General features: G+C 55.7%; 18 protein-coding genes. 7 read left to right on the forward strand and 11 right to left on the reverse strand.

The genetic code is table 11. The annotated features are described in order from the left end of the window. Window positions 1-12 precede the first annotated feature (12 nt). The 3 genes from secB (at window position 13) to cysE (ending at window position 2,399) form a co-directional block, all read left to right on the forward strand. Window positions 13-480, forward strand: a complete 468-nt coding sequence (gene secB, locus DBY73_RS15130) for a protein-export chaperone SecB (protein ID WP_112011914.1) — start codon at window positions 13-15, stop codon at window positions 478-480. Continuing rightward, on the forward strand, window positions 480-1,499 hold the full coding sequence (gpsA, locus tag DBY73_RS15135; protein WP_112011915.1) for an NAD(P)H-dependent glycerol-3-phosphate dehydrogenase: 1,020 nt from the start codon (window positions 480-482) through the stop codon (window positions 1,497-1,499). The genes secB and gpsA overlap by 1 nt, the downstream gene beginning before the upstream one ends. Window positions 1,500-1,577: 78 nt before the next feature. Further along, window positions 1,578-2,399, forward strand: a complete 822-nt coding sequence (gene cysE, locus DBY73_RS15140) for a serine O-acetyltransferase (RefSeq protein WP_008502718.1) — start codon at window positions 1,578-1,580, stop codon at window positions 2,397-2,399. A 33-nt stretch (window positions 2,400-2,432) separates the two neighbouring features. Here the strand turns inward: cysE and trmL are convergent, their stop codons facing one another. The 10 genes from trmL to DBY73_RS15190 all read right to left on the reverse strand — a co-directional run bounded on the left by trmL (window position 2,433) and on the right by DBY73_RS15190 (window position 18,331). Next, window positions 2,433-2,903 carry a tRNA (uridine(34)/cytosine(34)/5-carboxymethylaminomethyluridine(34)-2'-O)-methyltransferase TrmL gene (gene trmL / locus DBY73_RS15145; protein WP_112011916.1) on the reverse strand — a complete coding sequence of 157 codons (471 nt, stop codon included), beginning with the start codon at window positions 2,901-2,903 and terminating at the stop codon, window positions 2,433-2,435. Window positions 2,904-2,948: 45 nt separating this feature from the next. Continuing rightward, complete coding sequence (locus DBY73_RS15150; protein ID WP_112011917.1) at window positions 2,949-4,289, reverse strand: aromatic acid/H+ symport family MFS transporter; 1,341 nt, start codon at window positions 4,287-4,289, stop codon at window positions 2,949-2,951. Window positions 4,290-4,464: 175 nt separating this feature from the next. Beyond that, window positions 4,465-5,652 carry an FMN-dependent L-lactate dehydrogenase LldD gene (lldD, locus tag DBY73_RS15155; protein WP_112011918.1) on the reverse strand — a complete coding sequence of 396 codons (1,188 nt, stop codon included), beginning with the start codon at window positions 5,650-5,652 and terminating at the stop codon, window positions 4,465-4,467. Then, window positions 5,649-6,422, reverse strand: coding sequence for a transcriptional regulator LldR (lldR, locus tag DBY73_RS15160; protein ID WP_112011919.1), 774 nt, complete (start codon window positions 6,420-6,422; stop codon window positions 5,649-5,651). Before lldR ends, lldD begins: the two co-directional genes overlap by 4 nt. Then, entirely contained in the window at window positions 6,419-8,074 is a 1,656-nt protein-coding gene (gene lldP, locus DBY73_RS15165; protein ID WP_112011920.1) for an L-lactate permease, read from the reverse strand. Before lldP ends, lldR begins: the two co-directional genes overlap by 4 nt. A 277-nt stretch (window positions 8,075-8,351) precedes the next feature. Then, complete coding sequence (locus DBY73_RS15170) at window positions 8,352-13,919, reverse strand: DUF3320 domain-containing protein (protein ID WP_112011921.1); 5,568 nt, start codon at window positions 13,917-13,919, stop codon at window positions 8,352-8,354. Window positions 13,920-14,165: 246 nt separating this feature from the next. Further along, window positions 14,166-14,528, reverse strand: a complete 363-nt coding sequence (locus DBY73_RS15175; RefSeq protein WP_112011922.1) for a YibL family ribosome-associated protein — start codon at window positions 14,526-14,528, stop codon at window positions 14,166-14,168. Between the two features lie 57 nt (window positions 14,529-14,585). Beyond that, window positions 14,586-15,176 (reverse strand): mannitol operon repressor MtlR, encoded by a 591-nt coding sequence (mtlR, locus tag DBY73_RS15180; RefSeq protein WP_112011923.1) that lies wholly within the window; start codon window positions 15,174-15,176, stop codon window positions 14,586-14,588. Further along, complete coding sequence (gene mtlD / locus DBY73_RS15185) at window positions 15,173-16,321, reverse strand: mannitol-1-phosphate 5-dehydrogenase (protein WP_112011924.1); 1,149 nt, start codon at window positions 16,319-16,321, stop codon at window positions 15,173-15,175. The genes mtlR and mtlD overlap by 4 nt, the downstream gene beginning before the upstream one ends. Window positions 16,322-16,423: 102 nt before the next feature. Continuing rightward, window positions 16,424-18,331, reverse strand: a complete 1,908-nt coding sequence (locus DBY73_RS15190) for a PTS mannitol transporter subunit IICBA (RefSeq protein ID WP_112011925.1) — start codon at window positions 18,329-18,331, stop codon at window positions 16,424-16,426. 456 nt (window positions 18,332-18,787) lie between these two features. Here DBY73_RS15190 and DBY73_RS15195 point away from each other — a divergent pair, with 456 nt between their 5' ends. The 4 genes from DBY73_RS15195 (at window position 18,788) to DBY73_RS15210 (ending at window position 24,413) form a co-directional block, all read left to right on the forward strand. Then, window positions 18,788-19,396: a glutathione S-transferase gene (locus DBY73_RS15195; protein WP_112011966.1), complete on the forward strand. Its 609-nt coding sequence runs from the start codon at window positions 18,788-18,790 to the stop codon at window positions 19,394-19,396. Between the two features lie 102 nt (window positions 19,397-19,498). After that, a complete protein-coding gene (gene selA, locus DBY73_RS15200; protein ID WP_112011926.1) occupies window positions 19,499-20,884 on the forward strand; it encodes an L-seryl-tRNA(Sec) selenium transferase in 1,386 nt (461 codons plus the stop codon). Next, window positions 20,881-22,719, forward strand: a complete 1,839-nt coding sequence (selB, locus tag DBY73_RS15205; protein WP_112011927.1) for a selenocysteine-specific translation elongation factor — start codon at window positions 20,881-20,883, stop codon at window positions 22,717-22,719. Before selA ends, selB begins: the two co-directional genes overlap by 4 nt. 155 nt (window positions 22,720-22,874) lie before the next feature. Then, a complete protein-coding gene (locus DBY73_RS15210; protein ID WP_112011928.1) occupies window positions 22,875-24,413 on the forward strand; it encodes an aldehyde dehydrogenase family protein in 1,539 nt (512 codons plus the stop codon). On the opposite strand, the gene DBY73_RS15215 is transcribed toward DBY73_RS15210, so the two are convergent. After that, window positions 24,410-25,375: a LysR family transcriptional regulator gene (locus tag DBY73_RS15215; RefSeq protein ID WP_112011929.1), complete on the reverse strand. Its 966-nt coding sequence runs from the start codon at window positions 25,373-25,375 to the stop codon at window positions 24,410-24,412. The two genes, DBY73_RS15210 and DBY73_RS15215, sit on opposite strands and share 4 nt — an antisense overlap. Window positions 25,376-25,414: the final 39 nt, after the last annotated feature.

Here is a 25,414-nt window from a genome sequence, read left to right on the forward strand (position 1 = left end):
AAGGGTTTTTCCATGTCAGAACAAAACAACACCGAAATGACTTTCCAGATCCAGCGTATCTACACCAAAGATGTCTCTTTCGAAGCGCCAAATGCGCCGCACGTTTTCCAGAAAGATTGGCAGCCAGAGGTTAAACTTGATCTGGATACCGCATCCACCCAGCTGGCGGATGACGTGTATGAAGTCGTACTGCGTGTGACCGTTACCGCGTCTCTGGGCGAAGAAACTGCATTCCTGTGCGAAGTACAGCAGGGCGGCATCTTCTCCGTTGGCGGTATCGAAGGCAACCAGCTGGCGCACTGCCTGGGTGCATACTGCCCGAACATCCTGTTCCCGTATGCGCGTGAATGCATCACCAGCCTGGTATCTCGCGGTACATTCCCGCAACTGAACCTTGCGCCAGTTAACTTCGATGCGCTGTTCATGAACTATCTGCAGCAGCAGGCTGGCGAAGGTGCCGAACAACATCAGGATGCCTGATGAGCACTGTTAATGCGTCAATGACTGTGATCGGTGCCGGCTCTTACGGCACCGCTCTTGCTATCACGCTGGCAAGAAATGGTCACGACGTGGTCCTGTGGGGCCACGATCCTAAACATATCGCGATGTTGCAACACGACCGCTGCAACGTGGCGTTTCTCCCGGACGTTCCGTTCCCTGACTCTCTGCATCTGGAAAGTGACCTTGCCACCGCCCTGGCGGCCAGCCGCAATATACTGGTTGTGGTACCGAGCCACGTGTTCGGCGAAGTCCTGCGCCAGATCAAGCCGCTGATGCGCGCCGATGCACGCATCGTGTGGGCGACGAAGGGGCTGGAAGCCGAAACGGGCCGCCTGCTGCAGGACGTTGCCCGCGAAGCGCTGGGCGATGACATTCCGCTGGCCGTGATTTCCGGACCGACGTTTGCCAAAGAGCTGGCCGCTGGCCTCCCGACGGCGATCTCGCTCGCTTCAACCGACCAGACATTCTCTGATGATCTTCAGCATCTGCTGCACTGCGGCAAGAGCTTCCGCGTTTACAGCAACCCGGATTTCATCGGCGTACAGCTGGGCGGCGCGGTGAAAAACGTGATTGCCATTGGTGCCGGTATGTCCGACGGTATCGGCTTTGGCGCGAACGCGCGCACGGCGCTGATTACCCGCGGGCTCACCGAAATGTCTCGCCTGGGCGAAGCGCTTGGCGCCGATCCGGCCACCTTTATGGGGATGGCAGGGCTGGGCGATCTGGTGCTGACCTGTACCGACAACCAGTCGCGTAACCGCCGCTTTGGCATGATGCTCGGGCAGGGCAGCGATGTGAAAAGCGCGCAGGAGAAGATTGGCCAGGTGGTTGAAGGCTACCGCAATACCAAAGAAGTTCGCGAATTGGCGCACCGTTTTGGTGTCGAAATGCCAATAACCGAGGAAATTTATCAGGTATTGTATTGCGGAAAAAATGCGCGCGAGGCAGCATTGACCTTATTAGGTCGTGCGCGCAAGGACGAGCGCAGCAGCAACTAATCGCAGGGACCCCTGTTAGCGACTTGACCCGGCCAGCAAAGAACTGGCCGGTCATTAACGTATCGTCTGGAGTAAGCAATGCCGTGTGAAGAACTGGATATCGTCTGGAACAATATTAAAGCCGAAGCCCGGGCTTTGGCCGACTGTGAGCCCATGCTGGCCAGCTTCTACCACGCGACGCTACTCAAGCATGAAAACCTCGGCAGCGCCCTGAGCTATATGCTCGCTAACAAGCTTGCCTCATCGATTATGCCCGCCATCGCCATTCGTGAAGTGGTAGAAGAAGCCTACGCCGCCGACCCGGAAATGATCGCCTCTGCCGCCTGTGATATTCAGGCCGTGCGCACGCGCGACCCGGCGGTAGACAAATATTCCACGCCGCTGCTGTACCTGAAGGGCTTTCACGCTCTGCAGGCTTACCGCATCGGCCACTGGCTGTGGAACGAGGGCCGCCGCGCGCTGGCCATCTTCCTGCAAAACCAGGTTTCCGTCACCTTTCAGGTGGATATTCACCCGGCAGCGAAAATTGGCCGCGGGATCATGCTCGACCACGCCACCGGCATCGTTGTCGGGGAAACGGCGGTGATTGAAGATGATGTGTCGATCCTGCAGTCGGTTACCCTGGGCGGTACCGGCAAAACCAGCGGCGATCGCCATCCGAAAATCCGTGAAGGGGTGATGATTGGCGCGGGTGCGAAAATTCTCGGCAATATTGAGGTCGGGCGCGGCGCGAAGATTGGCGCGGGTTCAGTCGTGCTTCAGCCTGTGCCACCGCATACCACTGCCGCCGGCGTCCCGGCGCGCATCGTCGGCAAGCCGGACAGCGATAAGCCGTCCATGGACATGGATCAGCACTTCAACGGCATTCACCATACCTTCGAGTATGGCGACGGCATCTGAGATTTTTGCCCGGTGGCGCTGCGTCCACCGGGCCTACCGTAAGAGTGCGCCGGGATAACCAAGCTGGCGCCACGCTTCATACACCACCACCGACACCGCGTTTGACAGGTTCATGCTGCGGCTGTCCGGCATCATCGGAATGCGAATTTTTTGCTCGGCGGGCAGGGCGTCCAGAATCGTCGCCGGCAGGCCGCGCGTTTCCGGCCCAAACATCAGATAATCACCTTCCTGATAGCTTACGGCGCTGTGCGCGGGGGTGCCTTTGGTCGTCAGGGCGAACATGCGCTGAGGCTTTTCGGCTTCCATAAATGCGGCGTAGTCGTGATGGCGCAGCACCGCCGTAAATTCATGGTAATCCAGCCCCGCGCGGCGCAGGCGCTTGTCGTCCCACGCAAAGCCCATCGGCTCAATGATATGCAGACGAAAGCCGGTGTTGGCGCACAGGCGGATAATGTTGCCGGTGTTCGGCGGAATTTCTGGTTCGAATAAAACGATGTTAAGCATGCTGCCCCCTTAATTGCGGGGGCAGAATAGCAGAAACGGGTGGGCCTACGCGATGCTCGCGACCTGCGAACGGTAGCGGAACATTTTGTAGAGCGTGGCGGCGGTGGCCAGCAGCGCGGGAACGCTCAGGAACATCAGGATGCTGTCCGCCTGCCACTGCAGCGAAAGCAGGTGCGCGCTGGTCAGGGTGCCCGCGACGCCGCCAAAGCGCCCGATGCCCTGCATCCAGGCGATGCCCGTCGCGCGGCAGTGGGTAGGATAAAACGTGGCGGCGAGGGTCTGCATGCCGGACTGCGCGCCGTTCATGGTAATCCCCATCACGAAGATCAGACCGCCGAACAGCACGATGTGGTTATGCTCCATGCCCAGCGCGAGGATTAGCAGCATGGTGATGAAAAAACCCCCGGTCACCACCCTGTGCGCTTCCCAGCGATCCATCATCCAGCCCGCGAGCAAGATCCCGGCGGTGCCGCCAAAGGTGAAGAGGGAGGTCAGCCACGCCGATTCCGCCAGCGGGTAGCCCATGCCGAGCATCAGCGTCGGCATCCAGCTTAGCAGCACGTAGTAAATCACCAGCCCCATGAAGTAGGTGGTCCAGAGCATCAGCGTGCCGGGCAGCCAGGGAAGGGCAAAGAGCTGCGCCACGCTGCCTTTCTTTTGCCCCGCGCCTGTCTCGGTAAGAAAGAACCCGCTCACTTTTTCGACTGACTGCCCGGCAAACTGGCTGGCGATGCGCCGGATGCGCGCCGTCTCTTTTCCGCGCTGCACCAGATACTTCACCGACTCCGGCAGCAGCAGCGCCAGCAGCACCGTCAGCACGAGCGGCGCGACGGCGCCGAGCAGCAGCACGCTTTTCCAGCCGTGATGCGGAATCAGCCATGAGGAGATTGCCCCTCCGCCCGCCGCGCCGAGGGGAAAGCCGCAGTACATGGTATTAATCGCCATCGCGCGGCAGCGCTGCGGCGCAAATTCCGAGATCAGCGTAATGGCGTTAGGCATTGCCGCGCCCAGCCCGAGGCCGGTTAAAAAGCGCCAGAGGGTGAGGGTGTTCAGGCTTTGCGCCCAGGCGGTTCCCAGGCTGGAAAGGCCAAAAAACAGGCAGGAGAAAACGAGCACGCGCTTGCGCCCGACGCGGTCCGACACCGGCCCGGCAACCAGCGCACCAAGTGACAGGCCCAGCAGAGCAGCGCTGACCACGGGGCCGAGGTCCTGTCTGGCGATCCCCCATTCGGCCGAGAGCGTTGGGGCGATATAGCCCATCGCGGCGGTGTCGAATCCGTCGATCGCCAAAACCAAAAATCCCAGCACGATCAGCATCCAGTGGAATCGTGAGAAGGGGCTATCGTCGATCACCTGCTGGATATCCACCTTGCCTGAATACGCCATACGCTACCCTCTGTTGTGGTGTTTTAAATGTTCTTGTATTTGCCTGTATATACATTTGCGATCGCCACCAGGATGTCAAATTTAGTTATCTGAAATGTTATGTGGGTGTTATTTTGCGCAAAAAAAAGCGTTCAGCCGAAGGTGGGCTGAACGCGTGAAGCAAAAATGGAATGGATTAGGCAGCGCTGCCCTGAGACAGCTGGGCAAGACCGGCAGGCAGCTTGCTCAGCTCCTGCACCAGCGAATCACGGCTGATCTCGCTGATGTTCTTCGCACCGGTCAGCGTCATCGCCACCTTCATCTCCTTCTCAACCAGGTCCAGCAGGTTTGCGACGCCCGCCTGCCCGGCGGTCGCTAAGGCATACAGATACGCGCGCCCCAGCAGCACGCTGTCTGCACCCAGCGCGATCATGCGCACCACGTCAAGGCCGTTGCGAATGCCGCTGTCGGCCAGAATCGTAATATCACCTTTAACCGCGTCTGCAATCGCCGGTAATGCGCGGGCGGAGGAGAGCACGCCGTCAAGCTGGCGGCCGCCGTGGTTAGAGACCACAATGCCGTCCGCGCCGAAGCGCACCGCGTCGCGGGCGTCTTCCGGATCGAGAATGCCTTTGATCACCATCGGGCCGTCCCAAAACTCTCGGATCCACTCGAGATCTTTCCAGGAAATCGACGGATCGAAGTTATTCGCCAGCCAGCCGATGTAGTCTTCCAGCCCGGTTGGCTTGCCGAGATAGGCGGAGATATTGCCCAGATCGTGCGGGCGACCGTTAAGGCCGACGTCCCACGCCCACTGCGGATGCGTCACCGCCTGCCAGTAGCGGCGTATGGCGGCGTTCGGGCCGCTCATGCCGGAGTGCGCATCGCGGTAGCGCGCGCCCGGCGTCGGCATGTCGACGGTGAACACCAGCGTCGAGCAGCCCGCCGCTTTAGCGCGCTCGAGGGCGTTACGCATAAAGCCGCGGTCGCGCAGCACGTACAGCTGGAACCACATCGGACGCTTAATGGTGGGTGTAACCTCTTCAATCGGGCACACGGAAACGGTGGAGAGCGTGAACGGTATCCCTTTGGCATCCGCTGCGGCGGCGGCCTGCACCTCACCCCGGCGGGCGTACATGCCGCACAGGCCGACGGGGCCGAGCGCAACGGGCATCGAGAGCGTTTCGTTGAACAGCTTCGTCTCAAGGCTCAGGTCGGACATATTCTTCAGCACGCGCTGGCGCAGGGCCACGTCCGACAGGTCTTCCACGTTGCGGCGCAGGGTATGCTCCGCATAGGCCCCGCCGTCGATATAGTGGAACAGGAACGGCGGTAAGATGCGCTGCGCCGCGGCGCGATAGTCACTGGCTGCTGAAATAATCATGCGTTGTTCTCCCTGGAAATATCACTTTCACCGGGCAGACGGGTAATACGCGCCTGTCGTGCCTGGTCTTCATCAAATCGTTTAATGGTGGTGTGCACGAAGCTCAGGTGAGCCATCATCGCTTTGCGCGCGGCGTCGGCGTCACCGTCCAGAATGGCGTTAAGAATCGCCTCGTGCTGTTCGGTCAGCCGCGCGAACACGGGCGGGACCAGATACATGCGCTGGCGGCTCTGCTTCACGGAGGATTGCAGCAGGTCGAAGAAGCCGCGCATGGTCTGCAGCAGAACGATGTTGTGCGACGCCTCGGCAATCGCCAGGTGGAAGCGTACGTCCGCCTGGGACGCAATGTCCGGATCGCTGCTTTGCGTGGCCTCGAAGCAGGCTCTGAGCTTCTCTTTATCGGCGTCGGTGGCGCGTATCGCCGCGTGCCAGGCGGTGCTGGCCTCAATGGCGTGGCGGGCTTCAAGAATATCGAAGCTGTAGTCCGGGTCGTTCTCCAGCAGCGTTTTCAGCGGCTGAACGATATTTTGCTCGGACCAGTCGTCGTGCTGCCAGCGCACAAAGGTGCCGCCGCCGCGGCGGCTCACCAGCAGCCCTTCGTTGACCAGCGTGGCGAGCGCCTCGCGCAGGGAATTACGCGATACGCCCAGCTGGGCGGCAAGCTGGCGCTCGGCGGGCAGCTTCATGCCCGCCTCCAGCTGTTGTTCTTCAATCAGCGCCCGCACGCGAGAGGCAATCTCGTCGGACAGGCGCCTGGGCATCACTATCATGGAATCATCCAGGTTAAGACATAGGCCTGCAGCGTGGTGATGACGCCCACCATGCAGGTAAATATCAGGCTGTGTTTAACGGTAAAGCGGAACAGGTCCGACTCTTTGCCGACCAGGCCAACCGCCGCGCAGGCGATAGCGATGGACTGCGGAGAGATCATCTTGCCGGTTACGCCGCCGGTGGTGTTAGCCGCAACCAGCAGGACGTCCGAGACGCCAATTTGCTGCGCGGCGGTGGCCTGCAGCGCGGCGAACAGCGCGTTAGACGAGGTATCTGAGCCCGTCAGGAACACCCCCAGCCAGCCGAGGAACGGCGAGAAGAAGGTGAACGCGTGTCCGGTATGGGCCAGGGCCAGCGCCAGCGTGGACGACAGGCCGGAGTAGTTCGAGATAAACGCGAACGCCAGCACCATCCCGATGGAGTAGATCGGCAGCGCGAGCTCTTTCAGCGTGCTGGCAAAGGTCTGCACCGCGGCGGCAGGCTTCATGCGCAGCCACACCACGGAAAGGAGTGCCGCAAACAGGATGGCCGTGCCGGTGGCGGAGAACCAGTCGAACTTGAACACCGCAGCATACGGCGTGGCGTCGTGAACCACCGGCGGCATGCGCGCGACCATCTTGTCGAGGAACGGCACGGAGACGTTAATCACCATGTCGTACAGCGCGCCGCCCGGAGCGAACAGCGCTTTAAACGGCGGGATGCTCCACAGCGTAACGGTCGCGGTCAGGAACAGGAAAGGCGACCAGGCGCGAATAATCTGCCCCGGCGTATAGCCCGTGCGGGCAAGGGTCTGATCCACGTGGGACGCGCCCATATCGGCAAAGCGGAAGATGCGCACAGGCTGCCAGCGCTTCAGGAACAGCGTCAGGCATACCAGCGAGACCAGCGATGAGATAATGTCCGGCAGCTCGGGGCCGAGGAAGTTGGAGCTGAGGTACTGGGCGATGGCGAACGAACCGCCGGCGACCATCACCGCGGGCCAGGTCTCCTTCACGCCGCGCCAGCCGTCCATAATCGCCATGATCCAGAACAGCACGATAATGGTCAGGAACGGCAGCTGGCGGCCCACCATCTGGCCAATCTCGAAGCTGTCCAGCCCGGTTACCTGTCCGGCCACCAGGATCGGAATACCCATCGCGCCAAACGCCACCGGCGCGGTGTTCACAATCAGGCACAGCCCGGCGGCATACAGCGGATTAAAGCCCAGCCCGACCAGCAGCGCGGCGGTGATCGCCACCGGTGCGCCAAAGCCTGCCGCACCTTCCAGAAACGCCCCGAAGGAGAAGCCGACAATCAGCATCTGCAGGCGCTGGTCCGGCGTGATGGAGAGAATCGACGAGCGGATGATGTCAAACTGCCCGGTTTTCACCGAGATTTTGTAGACAAACACCGCCGCGATGATGATCCACGCAATCGGCCACAGGCCGTAGAAAAAGCCATACACGACCGATGCCAGCGCGCGGTCGACGGGCATTTTGTAGAAGAACAGCGCCACCAGCAGCGCGATGGCGACGGTATAGGTTGCGGCAAGATAGCCCTTCAGCTTGAGCTTAATCAGCGCAAAGAAGAAGAACAGGATCGGTAGCGATGCGATCAGGCTCGACAGCCAGATATTTCCGGCCGGGTCGTAGTTTTGTTGCCAGAGGCTCATGCAGGTCTCCTGAGGACCCCACATCGCGATCGGCGGTGAGTCTATGCCCATCTCTGCGTCACGCGCTGTGTAAAAGTGGTCCTGCCAATATTGTATTGTAGGGTGAATGACAATGAATGGTTAATCAGATGTTATGGATGAGCAATGGTTTTGTGAGTGGAATTAATGGAAGTGTGAACCAGGGAAGGAGGTAAGGGCGGATTGGTTGGGCCAATTTGCGGTGGGGCATTCTTATCGAATGCCCCTGCTTTAAGATTTTTTTACTTGCAACTGCTTATTAGCTCACGCTCCGCATATCTTGACCTTCTTCAGCAACAAGAAGATGGTCACTTTTCCTGAGTTGATGACCCTCAATTTGATTTTCAATAACGTCTGTTATGACTCTCTTCAGAACGCTGCTTGTTGATTTAAAACCGAGCATCCGTGAGACAGACGTGACAATTTCATCTTCAGTTGCGCCTAGGCTCGTTTTGACGATCTCAAGCACGCCGTGGGCAATTTCTTTCGGTGCAATCATCTCTGGCTTACGTAAACCTGCAGAAATGACATTTTGCCTGTTACGCAGTTGTACAATTGAATCCTTATAGAAAAAGAAGCCATCCTCTTGATAGATTTTGCCTTTTTGACACGCCTTTTGTGCGGCTACACTTACGGCACTTTCAATGCGTGCGCCTGCCCGCCCTAATCCCCAGGCTGTGCGAAGTCGCGTAACAATTTCACTTAAATGGACTGGTGCTTCTATCGAAACAATATGTTCGATCATATCTGCCAATAGGTTCGTGGGCATTTCATGGAGTACATAGCCTGGATTAGCTTTAGGCTGTGATTCCTCATAATTAACGAACAGCTCATTTGCTGGTTCTGTTCTACCTAACCCAACCTCAACGACGTTTTCTCGTTCCACCGTAACTATCTCAATGTTAACCGCACGCGTCTCCTTTGACTTATGTTCGGCGCGGTTAATAAGCTCTGCTTTGGCATTATCGATGGCATTAATTACCCGCTGCAGTTGTTCCTCTGGGCGCTGGAACCAATCCGTGCTCCAGATGCGATGGATATTCCATCCATGGTCTTCGAGAACGGCCTGACGCAGACGATCGCGCTCCCGCGCTGAGCGAGAAGAGTGATAGGCGCTACCATCGCATTCGATACCCAGAATATAACGTCCCGGTAATTCGGAATCGGCGATGGCTAAATCAATAAAGAATCCTGCAATTCCAACCTGTGGATGTACCTGATAGCCACGAGCCTGAAGCGCTGACGCCACCTGTTCCTCAAATACGCTATCCATTGGTCGTCCGGAATGTGTTGCCAAAGATAAACGTCCAGTACGGGCATATTGAAGAAACAGTTTGAAGGCCATTACGCCAATCCCTTTTGCACGTTCCAGATCGATGTCTTCATCGGTAATGGATGCAAATACCTCACAGCGACGTTTGGCACGACTTATGAGTACATTGAGACGCCTTTCGCCACCTTTTGAACCCAATGGCCCAAATCGCATCGCAAGATAGCCTTGCGCATTTCGCGCGTAACCAACGGAAATCATAATTACATCGCGCTCATCGCCCTGAATGTTCTCAAGGTTTTTTATGAAGAAGGGCTCGCCAGGGTGAGCCTGGAAGAAATCCTCGTACTGCGGGTTAAGTCGACGAAGCAATTCGAGTTCGTCCTGAATGGCTTTACGCTGTGAAACGGAAAACGTGGCGACTCCAAGCGACAATTCAGGATGTTGTTGAACATGTTCAAGTATTGCATGGGCAATTCGTTTTGCCTCAGTAGGGTTTGCGTTGGTTGTTCCCGATTCAAACACACCATTTTCAACGTGATGGAAACGTAATCCCATCCCTGCCTCTTCCGTATAAGGGCTAGGAACGATGAAAAGTTTATTTTCATAAAACTGGCTATTCGAAACCGCAATCAATGATTGATGACGGCTACGATAGTGCCAGCGTAGCATGCGCTGCGGTAGGCCTCTGGCAACAAATAAACCCAATATGCTCTCTATATCAGATACCTGTGTTGATTCATCGTCGTCGTCGTTGCTTGCTTCGGTCATATGAGAGAAGAAACTGGTTGGTGGTAATTGCCTTTCATCACCCACAACAACAACTTGCTCGCAGCGTGCAATGGCGCCAATAGCGTCAACAGGCTGGATCTGGCTGGCTTCATCCATAACAAGTAAATCAAATGTTTGCTTTCCTGGAACCAGGAATTGCGCAACGGAGAGTGGACTCATCATCATGACAGGTTTTAATGCCTGGATAGCCGGCCCCGCTTTTAACATCAGTTGACGGATCGGCATATGGCCACGCTTTCTTGCCATTTCTGATCGTAAAATTCCAACCGGGCCTGCTGCCCCTGTTTTCGATGGAATACGGCGATGATGCGCGCGAACAACTTCCAGGCATGAGGATTTGATTCGCCGTAAGTCCATTTCAGCAAAGTGGCTTACTTTACGGCTATGAAGATCGCCATCAAAACGTGATAAGGATGGCGTTTTATCGGCCATCAGTTTGAAAAGTGATTCATAGTAGGTGTATTCAACTGACGCGTAGCATTCGGTAAGTTTTAAGCGACCATCCTCCAATCTTGCTACAACGTCGGAAAGTCCTTTTTGTTTAGCCTTGGTACTTCGTTGTCTCCACGAAACCCATTTTGATAATTGCTCAGAATGTTCAATCCATGAAGCCAGTTTGCTTTTTGCAATTGCAAGGGGTAACGCTTCTTGTGCGTCGCATTTAAAGAGATCTTCGACGGTTGTGCTGAGTTCTTTTGCAAGTTCTGCGAATGTTGCAGTAATTGATGCATTGGTATTAGCAAGATCCGTGGCGGTGTTCATTAGCTCATCGCGATCTTTGATAGTGGCACTGATAAAACGTAAGTCACCTTGGTTTGCAATCCATTCAAAATCGCGTAAGAGTTTTGGCCAAATGGATTGGTAACCTGCCCATGACGAACCAAACGCTGCACAACCTAACTCAGCTTGCGATTCAATAGCTTTCTTTTGATATTGAAGCTCGATAATTTTCTTAATTAAAACAAGCCGTTCATCAAGATGGTCAACAGGCTCTACCAAAACCTGATGCGAAGTTGTATCAATATGAATGAGTTTTTGTACCATCGCTTCAATGAAGCTTACAGGCACGCGCTTTACGGAGTAGTGATTATCAAACCAGGCTTCGGGTAATGCACCAAAGGCTTTCCACAGCTGATTAAGTTCAACACTGGTCTTCTCCAGCAATTGAGACAACTGGTTGCTAAGGTGCTTAAGCATTTCACGATCGGAAAGCTGGCTAGCGAGCTGACGCGCTTCTGCACCCACGTCTTTAAGCGTGCCCATCCATTCTACTAAGGCTTTGAGTGCGTCACTGTCACTGTTCTCGCCGCGCCAATGCGGTCCAAATGCGCTTGTGCCAAATTCATCATTCTCCGCAATATTTTTCCGAAGCGATTGTGCCTGCATAATGCTATCAAGTAGTTCAATCTGCTGAGAAAGTGGTTGATTTGTGTCGCGTATTAGCGTCTTTACAAGTGCCTTTGAACGACGCCACTCGGCGTTAAGAAATTTAAACATGCCGGAATGAATAGCAAGATTATGCCGAGTTTGCGTGAGCTCCGCTTCCCATACCGCCTCGAAAATATGAGGCTCAATTTTTTGCCGCAATTCTCTTAATCGGGCAATGGATGCGACCAGTTCCATTGCTTGATCGACACCGTGCTCCCAAACGGAAGCGATAAATGCTTGCGGACTTGCATCCGGTGCATCTGCAACGCGTAAACTAAGCGCAATAAGGTTCTTAATATCCTTAACAGATGCGTAAGTAGATTCCGTGCCCAGTTCTCGGGCCAAATTCGTAACAGCGGTCTGTAGCTGTGGGAGCATTAGCTGCAGCGAGCGAGCCGCAGCAAAGCCACTCGGCGAGAAGTTATCTGGAACAGTTTGCAATTCATCTCTAAGCTCAATGAGGTGAGTGTCAAATTGAGCAGGGTGAATATGTGCTTCAATATCGTCGTAACCGTTCTGGAAAACTTCTCCTTGCTTCAATAATTTTTTTATATCGTTGAGCGAGACCGACCAGCAAGCATTAATCAATGCGGCCTCTTCAAATTCTGGAGCTTGATTTAGAATTTGAGCGCGTTCGAATACTTTAGCTGAATCCGCGACGAGATGTTTCTCAAGCTTCAAACCGACCTTAGCAGCAGTTAATGTAAGCAGGCTGTCGAAGTTTTCAATCTGAATAAGAAGGTCCTGGATTTTCGAAACCAGACGGTTGAGTTCACCTGGGGTGATTGAAACTCGTTTAACCCCATTCCAGGGGTGGTTTTGAGGCAGCCCAATGTCCTCAATGCGCTCAATTAACTCACTCACGAGATCAAGTCGCTTTTTCAGACCATCATTGCTCCATTCCTCGAACCTGGGCAAAGTGAAATCAGTAGGGGTTTGCCCTTGTTGATGAAGCCGTACCAATTGACCAATAACCTGATAGGGACTCAAACCCGAAGGCTGGTATATTTTGTGTAATTGGGCAGGATGATCATTTAAAGAGTCTCGGGCTTTAGTTAAGTTTTCAATGAGTTCATCGGGAAATTCCCCGCGCGGAGACCCTAACTCCCAGACCCGCTTTAATTCGTCAAGCAGAATACGTTTATTGGCTTTGTTGCTATGTAATTCTAAACACGCATCGCCTACACCAGTTTGATCTAAGCGTCTTTTAACTACTTCAAGAGCTGCCATTTTCTCTGCAACAAATAGCACGGTCTTGCCATCAGCAATAGCGGAGGCAATTATATTGGCTATTGTCTGGGACTTTCCTGTGCCGGGAGGCCCCTGGATAACAAGGTTCTTTCCTTTTCTCACTTCATGAATTGCGAGTGTTTGTGAACTATCGCTATCCATTATATGGAGCATATCTTTCGGCAAGATAATAGGATCTATCGGGCTATCATCGGAATAACTATCATCACTCTCATCGAAGCCTTCCTCCATTAACGCGCGAATAAGATACTTCGAGGTGATCGCCTCATCTTCGGGCCAGTTAGCAGGGTCAAGATCACGATACATCAAAAATTTTGAGAAGGAAAAAAGGCCAAGAATCATATCATTGCTCTTAACCTCCCAGTCAGTTTTCAACGCTATCGCGTTTTGCACGGCTTCGAAGTAACCAGCGACGTTAATCTCATCCGTTTCATCGGGTTGCAAGTCAGGCAGTTTAATGTGATGTACACGGTCAAGAAACGCTTCTAGCGATAAGTTAGGAATGATGTCTTCATGACGAGCTTTAAGCTTAAATCTCTCTCCAGCATTACCTCGCTCGAGGCCCACAGGGACGAGTATCAAGGGGGCATAGCGTACATTTTCTTTATTCGCTGGGTCGATCCATTTCAATGTGCCTAGCGCGAGATAAAGAATGTTAGCACCTTGCTCTTCTTCAAGTGTCTTGGTGTCATGGTAGAGATCAAGTAAACGTGTTTGAAGGCCCTTGGGCGTTAGCCGAGTCTGTAATTTTGTATCCAGATGTTGAGATTTTGTCTCAGTGCTGGTTTCATCAAACTGATAAATAAATTTTTTCTCGTCTGTTTCATCATCGACAAGCTCACTGTCGTCTTCTTTTCCAGACTTCCCATGGAGAAAGGTAAACGCTTTTTTATCACTAACTAAAAGTTTATAGACATGCTCGGAACGTTCATCAATGATCTCAAGAAAACGCGTGTTTTTAGAACGTGGGATATTAAGCAAGCGGTTTCTGGCACCAAGATCGAGCAGTTCTGCACGCGCTTTTTCAAGTTTTTGTTCTAACGAAAGCGCGGCGTTTTGGAAGGTTGAATTTTCAGTAGGATTCATAAATTAATAACCTAACGCAATGACAGGCTACGATGCCCATGAAAGCGATTCATAGGCAGACCGTGTGTTATTTATATTCGTGAAAGATGAATCTCTACTTTACTCTGATGCGTAATGAATGTGAATCGGTCTACTAATAATGCCCAATTAAATATAATATATCTTTAATTGATGATTAAAATAAAAGGCTCATATATTTATGTTGTGAATATATGAGCCTCAGGAATATTACTCTAAATTAAATTATCAGAACGTCGTCTTACAAAAGCCCGTCATCTCTTTCAGGCCCATTTCGCGGCCAAGCTCGGTCATCGGGTGAACCACCACCAGACCACGGACGCTTTTCTTCAGCTTGCCCATGTCGGCCTGCTCTTTTTTGGTGATTGCGCGGCGGTGCGGCATACTCATCAGCTTTTGCGCTTCTTTGCTCAGCTTCTGGCCTTTCACTTCGCGCAGGCGCTCGATTTCCGCTTCAAGCTTCTCGCTCTCTTTCTCCAGCTCGGCGTACTTCTCGGCGGAATCGACCAGTGACAGACCCGCCATCTGGTGACGGATCAGATCCAGACGGTCGCTCAGGCGTTTAATTTCGTTCTTTTCGACTTCTTTCATGACAAATGACTCTAAATCGGGGGAATTTACAGGAAGGATACACCAATGCGCGCAGGCTTACTTCTGAAACGCTTTTTTTAAGCTGATTCGTGAAATCAGCTCAGTCAGGGAAAGGACCATCGTTGAACGGACAACCTGTTGATAACGCAGCCTCTGCATCGCATACAGCTCAGGATCGCTGTTATCAAAATGGGGCGCGGGCGGCAGCGCGGAAACGCAGTGCAGCTCGCCGAACGGACCGAGAATTTCATCGTCGGTAAACGCGTATTCATTACCGTCGTGATTTAACTCTTCGCGCAGCGCCATCAGCAGCTCGGCGTCTTCATACTCCGGCCTGCTCAGCACGCCAAGACCGTAGATCAGCTTCAGGCGGACGGATAAATCGCCCAGCGGTCCGTCTCCGTCCAACAGCGGCTCAACGGCATATTTCACGGCGTAGTCGTCTTTGCGAAATACCTGAAGCACCAGGATGTTCACCGCCTCGGTCAGTAGCTCGACGGCGGCAATCAGGAAGCTTCGTACGGTTTTGCCAGCATTCAGACGTTCAAGCACACGATTTTCAAAGGCCTGGGTTTGTTCCATTATTGCCTGCATATCTGACAATCTGTAATTAGGGCGCAGGATCTCCTGCGCCGCATTCTGCATCATTTGGTGGCGTTGTATGCTTTAACCGCCTCCACAACCACGTTACTGTTTGGGTCAAGACCGGAAACCTGCGCCAGCGCAGCCTGTGGACCGTCATCGCCAATCATCTGGGCCAGCTCTTGCGCCTGCGGGTCCTGTTCGCTGCGGTAGTGCATCGCAGCGGCAATGCCTTTCACCAGGTTGGCATGCGGCAGGCCATATTCCAGCGTGCCCAGCAGTGGTTTAATCAGGCGATCGCCCGCGCTCAGCTTACGCAGCGGCTGGCGGCCAACGCGCTCAACGTCATCTTTCAGGTACGGATTTTCAAAACGACCGAGGATTTTCTGAATGTATGCCGCATGTTTGTCAGCATCAAAACCGTAGCGTTTGATCAGCACCGCGCCGCTCTCTTCCATCGCCCCTTTTACCACGGCGCGGATTTTCTCATCGAGAATCGCGTCACGGATGGTCTGATGACCGGCTAATTTTCCGAGGTACGCGGTTATAGCATGCCCGGTGTTCAGGGTGAAGAGTTTGCGTTCGACAAATGCCATCAGGTTATCGGTCAGTTCCATTCCCGGAATGGTCGGCAGCGCGCCTTTAAACTGGGTTTTGTCGACAATCCATTCGCTGAAGGTTTCCACGGTCACTTCCAGCGGGTCGTTGGTCGCCGATTCGGACGGCGGCACGATGCGGTCCACGGCGGAATCCACAAACCCAACGTGTTCTTCGACCCAGGCTTTATCTTCGTCCGCGACGGCGGCCATCACGTGGCCTTTCAGCTGCGTGGTACCGCGTACCATGTTTTCGCAGGCGATAATGTTTAGCGAGGCGTCATTGCCCTGCGCTTTACGCTTTGCCAGGCCTTTTGCCACGGCAGGGGCGATGCGCTCAAGCACTACTGGACCGACGGCGGTCGTGACCAGATCGACGGTTGCGATCAGGTCGACCACGTCATCGCCGATGCTGCTGACGGCGTTTACGCCGGATACGGTTTCAACCTGCTCGTTTTCACCCACCACGTGAACCTGATAGCTATGACGGGCATTCAGGGCGTCGAGCACCACCTGGTTCACGTCGGCGAACGTCAGCGTAATGCCCGCGTCTGCCAGCAGTTTGCCGATAAAGCCACGACCGATATTACCTGCGCCAAAATGTAATGCTTTCATAGTATTAACCTTCATCAATGTTTTTACCCGAGAGGGCTGGGGTGAGGAGCTTTCTCCCCCTCACCCTAGCCCTCTCCCCGGGGGGAGAGGGAAGAGGCGCTGTTATTTGTTAAGCAGTGCCAGAACTTCTTCCACGCTGGTGGTGTTGGCCAGACGCTCAATAACGGACTCGTCGTCCAGGGCGTTGGTCAGGCTGGTAATCACCTGGATATGCTCGTTGTTGCGAGCGGCGATACCAATCACCAGGCGGGCAATATCGTCTTCTTCTTCACCGAAGCGAACGCCCTGCGGATACTGGCAGAACACGACGCCGGTTTTCAACACGCGGTCTTTCGCTTCAACCGTACCGTGCGGAACCGCAATGGATTCGCCGAGGTAGGTTGGCGTCAGTTTTTCACGTTCCAGCATTGCTTCAACGTATTCCGGCTGAACGTAGCCGCCTGCAACCAGCTGCTCACCCGCGAAGCGAATGGCTTCCTCTTTCGTGGCAGCGGTACGGCCAAGGAAGATATTTTCCGCGCCGAGTCTGAACAGGTGCGCATTGCTCTCGTCAAAGCTGTCCTGCAGGCTGGTACGCACTTTTACTTCATTGTCTTCGTGACGCTGCGCGGCAACCAGGCGCTCGGTCAGGCTGGAGTACAGGCCGCTGTCGAGGAAGTTGGTCAGCGAGATGTGCTGCGCCTGAGGTACCTGACGCATGGCGCGCTCGGTCAGATCGCGGTGGGTAATCACCAGGTCAACGTCCGGCGGCAGGCTGTTTATCGCGCTGTTGGTGACGGAGATGTTGGTCAGGCCCGCGTCCTGCACTTTCTTACGCAGCACGCCTGCACCCATTGCGCTGGAGCCCATACCGGCGTCGCAGGCAACGATGATTTTACGTACGTGGCTCAGGTCGTTGGATACTTCGCCAGCCGCCAGCGGAGTCGCGCCTTTGGACTCTGCTTTCATGTCCTGCATACGGCGGGTTGCCGCTTCAATGTCGTCGTCTTCTTTCACCTTGCTGGTTTTCAGCAGGATGGCCGAAACAACGAAGGAGACCGCCATTGCCGCACAGATAGCCGCGATGTTCGCGAAGTACGCGCCTTTCGGCGTCATCGCCAGCACCGCCAGGATGGAGCCCGGAGACGCAGGAGAAACCAGGCCGCCGCCCAGCACGCTCAGGGTGAACACGCCGGTCATACCGCCGAGGATAACGGCCAGGATCAGACGCGGGTTCATCAGCACGTAAGGGAAGTAAATTTCGTGGATACCGCCCAGGAAGTGGATGATCGCCGCGCCGCCCGCAGACTGCTTCGCGCTGCCGCGACCGAAGAACATGTACGCCAGCAGTACGCCCATACCCGGACCCGGGTTCGCTTCAATCAGGAAGAAGATGGACTTGCCGAGATCGTGTGACTGCTGAATACCCAGCGGCGAGAAGATGCCGTGGTTGATAGCGTTATTGAGGAACAGGATTTTCGCCGGTTCAACAAAGATAGACGCCAGCGGCAGCATGTCGTGTGCCACCATGAAGTTAACGCCCGCCGCCAGAATTTTGGACAGGACTTCAACCGCAGGGCCAATGCCGAGGAACGCCAGAATCGCGAGGATCATCCCGATGATGCCCGCAGAGAAGTTGTTCACCAGCATTTCGAAGCCGGACTTGATCTTACCGTCAACCCAAACGTCGAACTTCTTAATTGCCCAGCCGCCCAGAGGGCCGGCAATCATCGCACCGAGGAACATCGGCATGTCCGCACCGACGATCACGCCCATGGTGGTGATTGCACCGACCACGCCGCCGCGGTCGCCGCCGACCAGACGACCACCGGTATAACCGATGAGCAGCGGCAGCAGATAGGTAATCATTGGGCCAACCAGTTTCGCCAGCGTTTCGTTAGGCAACCACCCTGTTGGAATGAACAACGCGGTGATGATACCCCACGCGATAAACGCGCCGATATTTGGCATCACCATATTGCTGAGGAAGCGACCAAAGCTTTGCACTTTGATCTTGAAATCGGATGACATAAAACACCCCTTCTTTTGTTTACGCTTAGGCCTGCGGCCCGAGGTTTATTGTTAACGTGCGGCGGCAGAGGTAGCCGAGCCCTGTTCTGATGCTGTGAAATCTGGCACTGAATCGTTCAACTGTCCAGACAGCGAAAAATTGTGTGATCTCAATCACGTAAATATAGGGTGACTGGACGTTAATGAAGTGATCGCCATCACAAATATGGCGTATGAAAAATCATCGTTGCGCAAAAAACAGGCGTGATGGAGGGCATTTTGTGATTTCAATCACACTATATTGTGTGGTGTTTGTTTCTGTATTGTGACTATCTTCACAAAATATTTTTATACGGATCTTTCCGGGAGCGATCGCGGGCAAACGCATTACCGCAATCAGGGAATGCGATACGGCTACCTGCCATTTTTCTGTGCATGATCCATACTGACCTCTTTGTTGGCATCCTGGAGCAGGCAATGAAACTCATCGGCAGCTATACCAGCCCTTTCGTGCGTAAAATTTCGATTCTTCTGCTGGAGAAGGGGATCGAATTTGAGTTTGTGAATGAACAGCCCTACAGCGCGGAGAGCGGCGTTGCGCGGTATAACCCGCTGGGAAAAGTCCCTGCGCTGGTCACCGACGATGGCGAGTGTTGGTTTGATTCCCCGATTATTGCGGAGTACATCGAGCTGCTGGGCATCGCCCCGGCGATGGTGCCCGCTGAGCCCAAAGCGGCGCTGGCCGTGAAGCAGATCGAAGCCTTGGCCGACGGCATTATGGACGCCGCGCTTGCGTCCGTGCGCGAACAGGCAAGGCCCGCCGCGCAGCAGTCGGAAACCGAGCTGCTGCGCCAGCGCGAAAAAATCAGCCGCAGTCTGGACATGTGCGAGCAGCTGATACAGCACGGGAAAATTCGCAGCGATGAGCTAAATCTGGCGACGATTGCGATTGCCTGCGCCATCGACTACCTCAATTTTCGCCGCGTTTCTCCGGGCTGGTGCGTGGAGCGCCCGCTGCTGGTGAAGCTTGCCGAAACGCTCTTCCAGCGCGAGAGCTTTGCGCGCACCGAACCGCCAAAGGCTTGATTCGGGTTATAACACTTCGCGGCGAGAGGTTGTACAATCCCTCCCAATACTAACTCCCTCTCCCGTCGGGAGGGGGGTGAAATTTACTCGCCGGGCGTTTCCATGACTACTCATCATTCCCTCTACAGCCAAATTCCTGCTACCGACCGTCTGCTTCGTCAGCCCGATATTCTCCGCGCGCTGGGGCGTTTCGGCCATACCGCGACGGTGGAGATGCTGCGCCTGCTTCAGGACGAAGCCCGGCGGCATATTCAGGCGGAGAATGCGCTGCCCGACTGGTGCAGCGCGTGGGGGCAGGAAGTGGAGAACAGGCTGGTTGAGAATGCGCAAAGCGCGCTGCGCCCGGTCATCAACCTGACCGGTACGGTGCTGCACACCAACCTGGGCCGCGCGCAGCAGGCTGAGGAAGCCGTTGAGGCGGTTGAGCAGGCCATGCGTTCACCGGTTACGCTGGAGTACGATCTTGACGGTGCGGGCCGCGGCCACCGCGATCGCGCGCTGGCGGATCTCCTGTGCCAGCTTACCGGCGCGGAAGATGCCTGCATTGTGAACAACAATGCCGCCGCCGTGCTGCTGATGCTGGCCGCCACGGCGAGCGGTAAAGAGGTCGTTGTTTCTCGCGGGGAGCTGGTGGAGATCGGCGGAGCGTTTCGCATTCCGGACGTGATGCGCCAGGCGGGATGTACCCTGCACGAGGTGGGCACCACGAACCGCACCCACGCTAAAGATTATCGCGCGGCGGTGAATGAAAACACCGCGCTGCTGATGAAGGTACATACCAGCAATTACCATATTGAAGGCTTCACCAAAGTGGTTGAAGAGGCCGAGCTTGCCGCGATCGGACGCGAGCTGGACGTGCCGGTGATAGCCGATCTCGGCAGCGGTTCGCTGGTAGATTTAGGCCAGTACGGGCTGCCAAAAGAGCCGATGCCGCAGGAGATGATCGCCGCTGGCGTGAGCCTGGTGAGTTTTTCCGGCGACAAGCTCCTCGGCGGGCCGCAGGCGGGGATTATCGTCGGCAAGCGCGCGCTGATTGCGCAGCTGCAGCAGCATCCGCTCAAGCGCGCGCTGCGCGCCGATAAAATGACGCTCGCCGCGCTGGAAGCCACGCTGCGGCTTTATCTGCACCCGGAAAAGCTGGCTGAACGCCTTCCAACGCTGCGTATGCTGTCGCGCGACGCGGCGTCGATTCGCGCTCAGGGCGAGCTATTGCTGCCGCAGGTTGCGCCCCTCTACCCTGATTTTGACGTGCGCGTAGAGCCGTGCCAGTCGCAGATCGGCAGTGGCTCACTCCCCGTCGATCGGCTGCCCAGCGCGGCGCTCACGTTTACGCCGCGCGACGGGCGCGGGAGCCAGCTTGAGGCGCTATCGGCCCGCTGGCGCGCGCTGCCGGTGCCGGTCATTGGACGTATTTACGATGGCCGCCTGTGGCTGGACTTACGTTGTCTTGAAGATGAAAAGCGGTTTCTGGAGATGCTGTTGAAATGATCATTGCCACCGCCGGTCACGTCGACCACGGAAAAACGACGCTATTGCAGGCGCTCACGGGCGTGAATGCCGACCGCCTGCCGGAAGAGAAGAAACGCGGCATGACCATCGATTTGGGCTATGCCTACTGGCCGCAGCCCGATGGCCGCGTGCTGGGCTTTATCGACGTGCCGGGTCACGAAAAGTTTCTCGCTAATATGCTGGCAGGCGTGGGCGGCATTGACCATGCGCTGCTGGTGGTGGCGTGCGATGACGGCGTGATGGCACAAACGCGCGAACACCTTGCCATACTCCAGCTGACCGGAAATCCGCAGCTGACGGTGGCGCTGACCAAAGCCGATCGCGTGGATGATTCCCGTATTGAAGAGGTGCGCAGCGCGGTGCAGATGACCCTGCATGAATTTGGCTTTGCCGATGCGCCGCTTTTCGTCACCGTTGCGACGCAGGGCCGCGGCATCGACGCGCTTCGCCAGCACCTGCTGCAGCTACCCGCCCGCGAGCCGGCCGGGCAGTTCCGCTTCCGCCTGGCTATCGATCGGGCCTTCACCGTTAAGGGTGCGGGCCTTGTGGTCACCGGGACGGCCCTCAGCGGTGAGGTAAAGGTGGGGGATACGCTGTGGCTGACGGGCGTCAACAGGCCGATGCGCGTGCGCGGCCTGCATGCGCAAAACCAGCCCGCGGAACAGGCCCACGCGGGGCAGCGCATCGCCCTGAACATCGCCGGTGATGCGGAGAAAGAGCAGCTAAGCCGCGGCGACTGGCTGCTGGCCGACGCACCGCCCGAGCCGTCCGAGCGGGTGATCGTCTCCCTGCAAACGCATACCCCGCTGACGCAATGGCAGCCGCTGCATATCCACCACGCGGCCAGCCACATTACCGGGCGCGTCTCCCTGCTGGAAAACGATCTTGCCGAGCTGGTGTTGGATAGCCCGCTCTGGCTTGCGGATAACGACCGTCTGGTGCTGCGCGACATTTCCGCGCGGGAAACGCTGGCTGGCGCCCGCGTGGTGGCGCTCAACCCGCCGAGACGCGGCAAGCGCAAGCCGGAGTATCTCCAGTGGCTGGCGTCGCTCGCGCAGGCCGCGGACGATAAAGCCGCGCTGAATGTTCACCTCGAGCGGGGCGCGGTCAACCTTGGCGACTTCGCGTGGGCGCGCCAGCTGAGCGGCGAAGGCCTGCGCGCGCTGACGCAGGAGCCGGGCTTTATCCAGGCCGGGTATAACCTGCTGAGTGCGCCCGTCGCGGCGCGCTGGCAGCGCAAAATCCTCAGCACGCTCGCCACCTATCACGAACAGCACCAGGATGAGCCAGGCCCGGGGCGCGAGCGCCTGCGGCGCATGGCGCTACCTATGGAAGACGAGGCGCTGGTGCTGCTGCTGATTGAAAACATGCGCGAGAGCGGCGTGATTAGCAGCCACCACGGCTGGCTGCACCTGCCGGAGCACAAAGCCGGCTTCACGGCCGAACAGGAGGCTATCTGGCAACAGGCGGCGCCGCTGTTTGGCGACGAGCCGTGGTGGGTTCGCGACCTGGCGCGCGAAATCCACGCCGACGAGCAGATAATGCGGCAGGTGCTGCGGCACGCGGCGCAGCAGGGGCTGATTGTGGCGATCGTGAAGGATCGTTATTACCGCAACGATCGCATCGTGGCGTTTGCAAACCTGATCCGCGAGCTGGATCGGGAGCGTGGTTCAACCTGCGCGGCGGACTTCCGCGACCGGCTCAACGTGGGGCGAAAGCTGGCGATTCAGATCCTGGAATATTTTAACCGCATCGGCTTTACGCGCCGTCGCGGCAATGACCATATCCTTCGCGACGCGCGGCTGTTTCCCTAAGGCAGGCAGTGAAGAGGCGGGGCGTGATGCCCCGCTCGCTTCATGAGGGTTAAACAACGGCAATCCGTGATATAGCTCGTAAACCTGTTTTTAGCTGGCGAGAAAACAGCCAGCCGTGACTACCCTTGTTATATCCCCACAGCATGGAGACGGTCATGACCAACAATCCTCCCTCATCGCGCATTCAGCCAGGTGAATATGGCTTTCCGCTTAAGCTGAAACCCCGTTATGACAACTTTATCGGCGGCAGCTGGGTAGCTCCCGTTGACGGTGAATACTATTCAAACCTGACGCCCGTTACCGGCCAGCCGCTGTGCGAGATAGCCAGCTCGGGCAGGCGTGATATCGATTTGGCGCTGGATGCGGCGCACGGCGTTAAAGAGAAGTGGGCGCACACCTCCGTTCAGGACAGAGCCGCTATCCTGCTTAAAATTGCCGATCGGATGGAGCAAAACCTGGAGCTTCTTGCGACCGCGGAAACGTGGGACAACGGCAAGCCTATTCGGGAAACGATGGCCGCGGATGTCCCGCTGGCGATTGATCACTTCCGCTATTTTGCCTCCTGCATTCGCGCGCAGGAGGGCGGGATCAGCGAGGTGGATAGCGAAACGGTGGCCTATCACTTTCACGAGCCGCTCGGGGTTGTGGCGCAAATTATCCCGTGGAATTTCCCGCTTCTGATGGCGAGCTGGAAAATGGCGCCCGCACTGGCGGCCGGGAACTGCGTTGTCCTGAAGCCCGCCCGGCTGACGCCGCTGTCGGTGCTGCTGCTGATGGAGGTCATTGGCGACTTGCTCCCGCCGGGGGTGATTAATGTGGTCAACGGCGCGGGAGGCGAGATCGGAGAATATCTGGCGACGTCAAAGCGCATCGCCAAGATCGCGTTTACCGGCTCGACGGAAGTGGGCCAGCAGATCATGCAGTATGCGACGCAGAATATTATTCCCGTCACGCTGGAGCTGGGCGGGAAGTCGCCGAATATCTTCTTTGCCGACGTGATGGATGAGGAAGATGCCTTCTTTGATAAAGCGCTGGAAGGGTTTGCGCTGTTTGCCTTTAACCAGGGCGAAGTCTGCACCTGCCCTAGCCGCGCGCTGGTTCAGGAATCCATTTATGAGCGCTTTATGGAGCGGGCAATTCGGCGGGTTGAGTCGATACGCAGCGGCAACCCGCTCGACGGCGTGACGCAGATGGGTGCGCAGGTTTCGCACGGACAGCTAGAAACCATCCTCAACTACATTGATATCGGCAAAAAGGAAGGCGCAGACGTGCTGACCGGCGGGCGGCGGAAGGTGCTGGGCGGCGATCTTCAGGAGGGATACTACCTGGAGCCAACGATTTTGTACGGGCAAAACTCAATGCGCGTCTTCCAGGAGGAAATTTTCGGCCCGGTTTTGGCCGTCACAACCTTCAAAACCATGGACGAGGCGCTGGAGATTGCCAACGATACGCAGTATGGCCTGGGGGCGGGCGTTTGGAGCCGCAACGGGAACCAGGCCTATAAGATGGGGCGGGGCATCCAGGCCGGGCGCGTATGGACCAACTGCTATCACGCTTATCCGGCGCACGCGGCGTTTGGTGGTTATAAGCAGTCAGGCATCGGTCGAGAGACGCACAAGATGATGCTGGAACACTACCAGCAAACGAAATGTCTGCTGGTTAGCTATTCCGATAAACCGCTGGGGCTGTTTTAATTCTCCTGCTCGGGCCGTCCGAGTGCGGCCTGAGCTATCTGCTGGCGCAGGCAGTTTAGTATGCCGTCAAGGACGTACTGCACGCGCCAGGGCTGGTATTCACGTTTACGAAAAATGGCCGTGAGGTCCAGCCACCACTCATCCTGATGCGGGAAGCAGGGTATAAGCATGCCGCTTATAATCTCATTTTTCAGGCTTTCTTTTGGCGCAAAAACGATACCGAGATGATTTCTCGCCAGTTCAAGCGCGGATTGGGTGTTGTCGCAAATATAGTTACCGGTCACTCTGTAATCATGTATTTCTCCGCTTTCACGATCGTGAAAACGCCAGATATTGGCATCATCCACCAGCATTGAGTCAATTAAGATACACGAATGGTTAATTAACTCTTCAGGGCAGTTGATAGGATGCTTTTCTAAATATTCTGCTGTCGCAAATGCCGTGATGGAATATTTTGCTAAAACGCTGGCAACTAAGCTTTCGTCTTTAGGCTGGGCGTAGGTAATTAATATATCGCAGTCATCGGGAAATGGGGCGCCTTCAGAAAACTCATTACGCCCCAGATTGGACGTTTTTAACGAAATGCGAATATCTCCGATTTCTTCAATCTGGTGAATCACCTGGCGTGCAAGATAGTTCACGATCCCCGTAGGAGCGTAAATCGTCACTTTACCGCGTTTTTCATGTTTATAATCTGCGATGAAATTTATGAGCAGGCTATTTTTATCAAGTGCGGCATTAACGTAAGGGAGTAATGCTTCGCCAAACTGGGTTAGCGCCAGATGCCGGGTAGTGCGCTCAAAAACCTTTAGACCGATACGCGTTTCAAAATCAGACAGGTATTTACTGACGTTAGCCTGCGCCATTCCCAGAAATGCGGCGGCATCACCGATGCTGTGCGTGGCGGCGATCACGGAAATGATTTTTAGCTCACGGGGTTTTAACTGTAGCTTATTCATCATCAGAACCCATCTATATGATTTTATATATAATATTATATA

This window comes from Enterobacter sp. RIT418 (assembly GCF_003057745.1).
Classification (GTDB): Bacteria; Pseudomonadota; Gammaproteobacteria; order Enterobacterales; family Enterobacteriaceae; genus Enterobacter.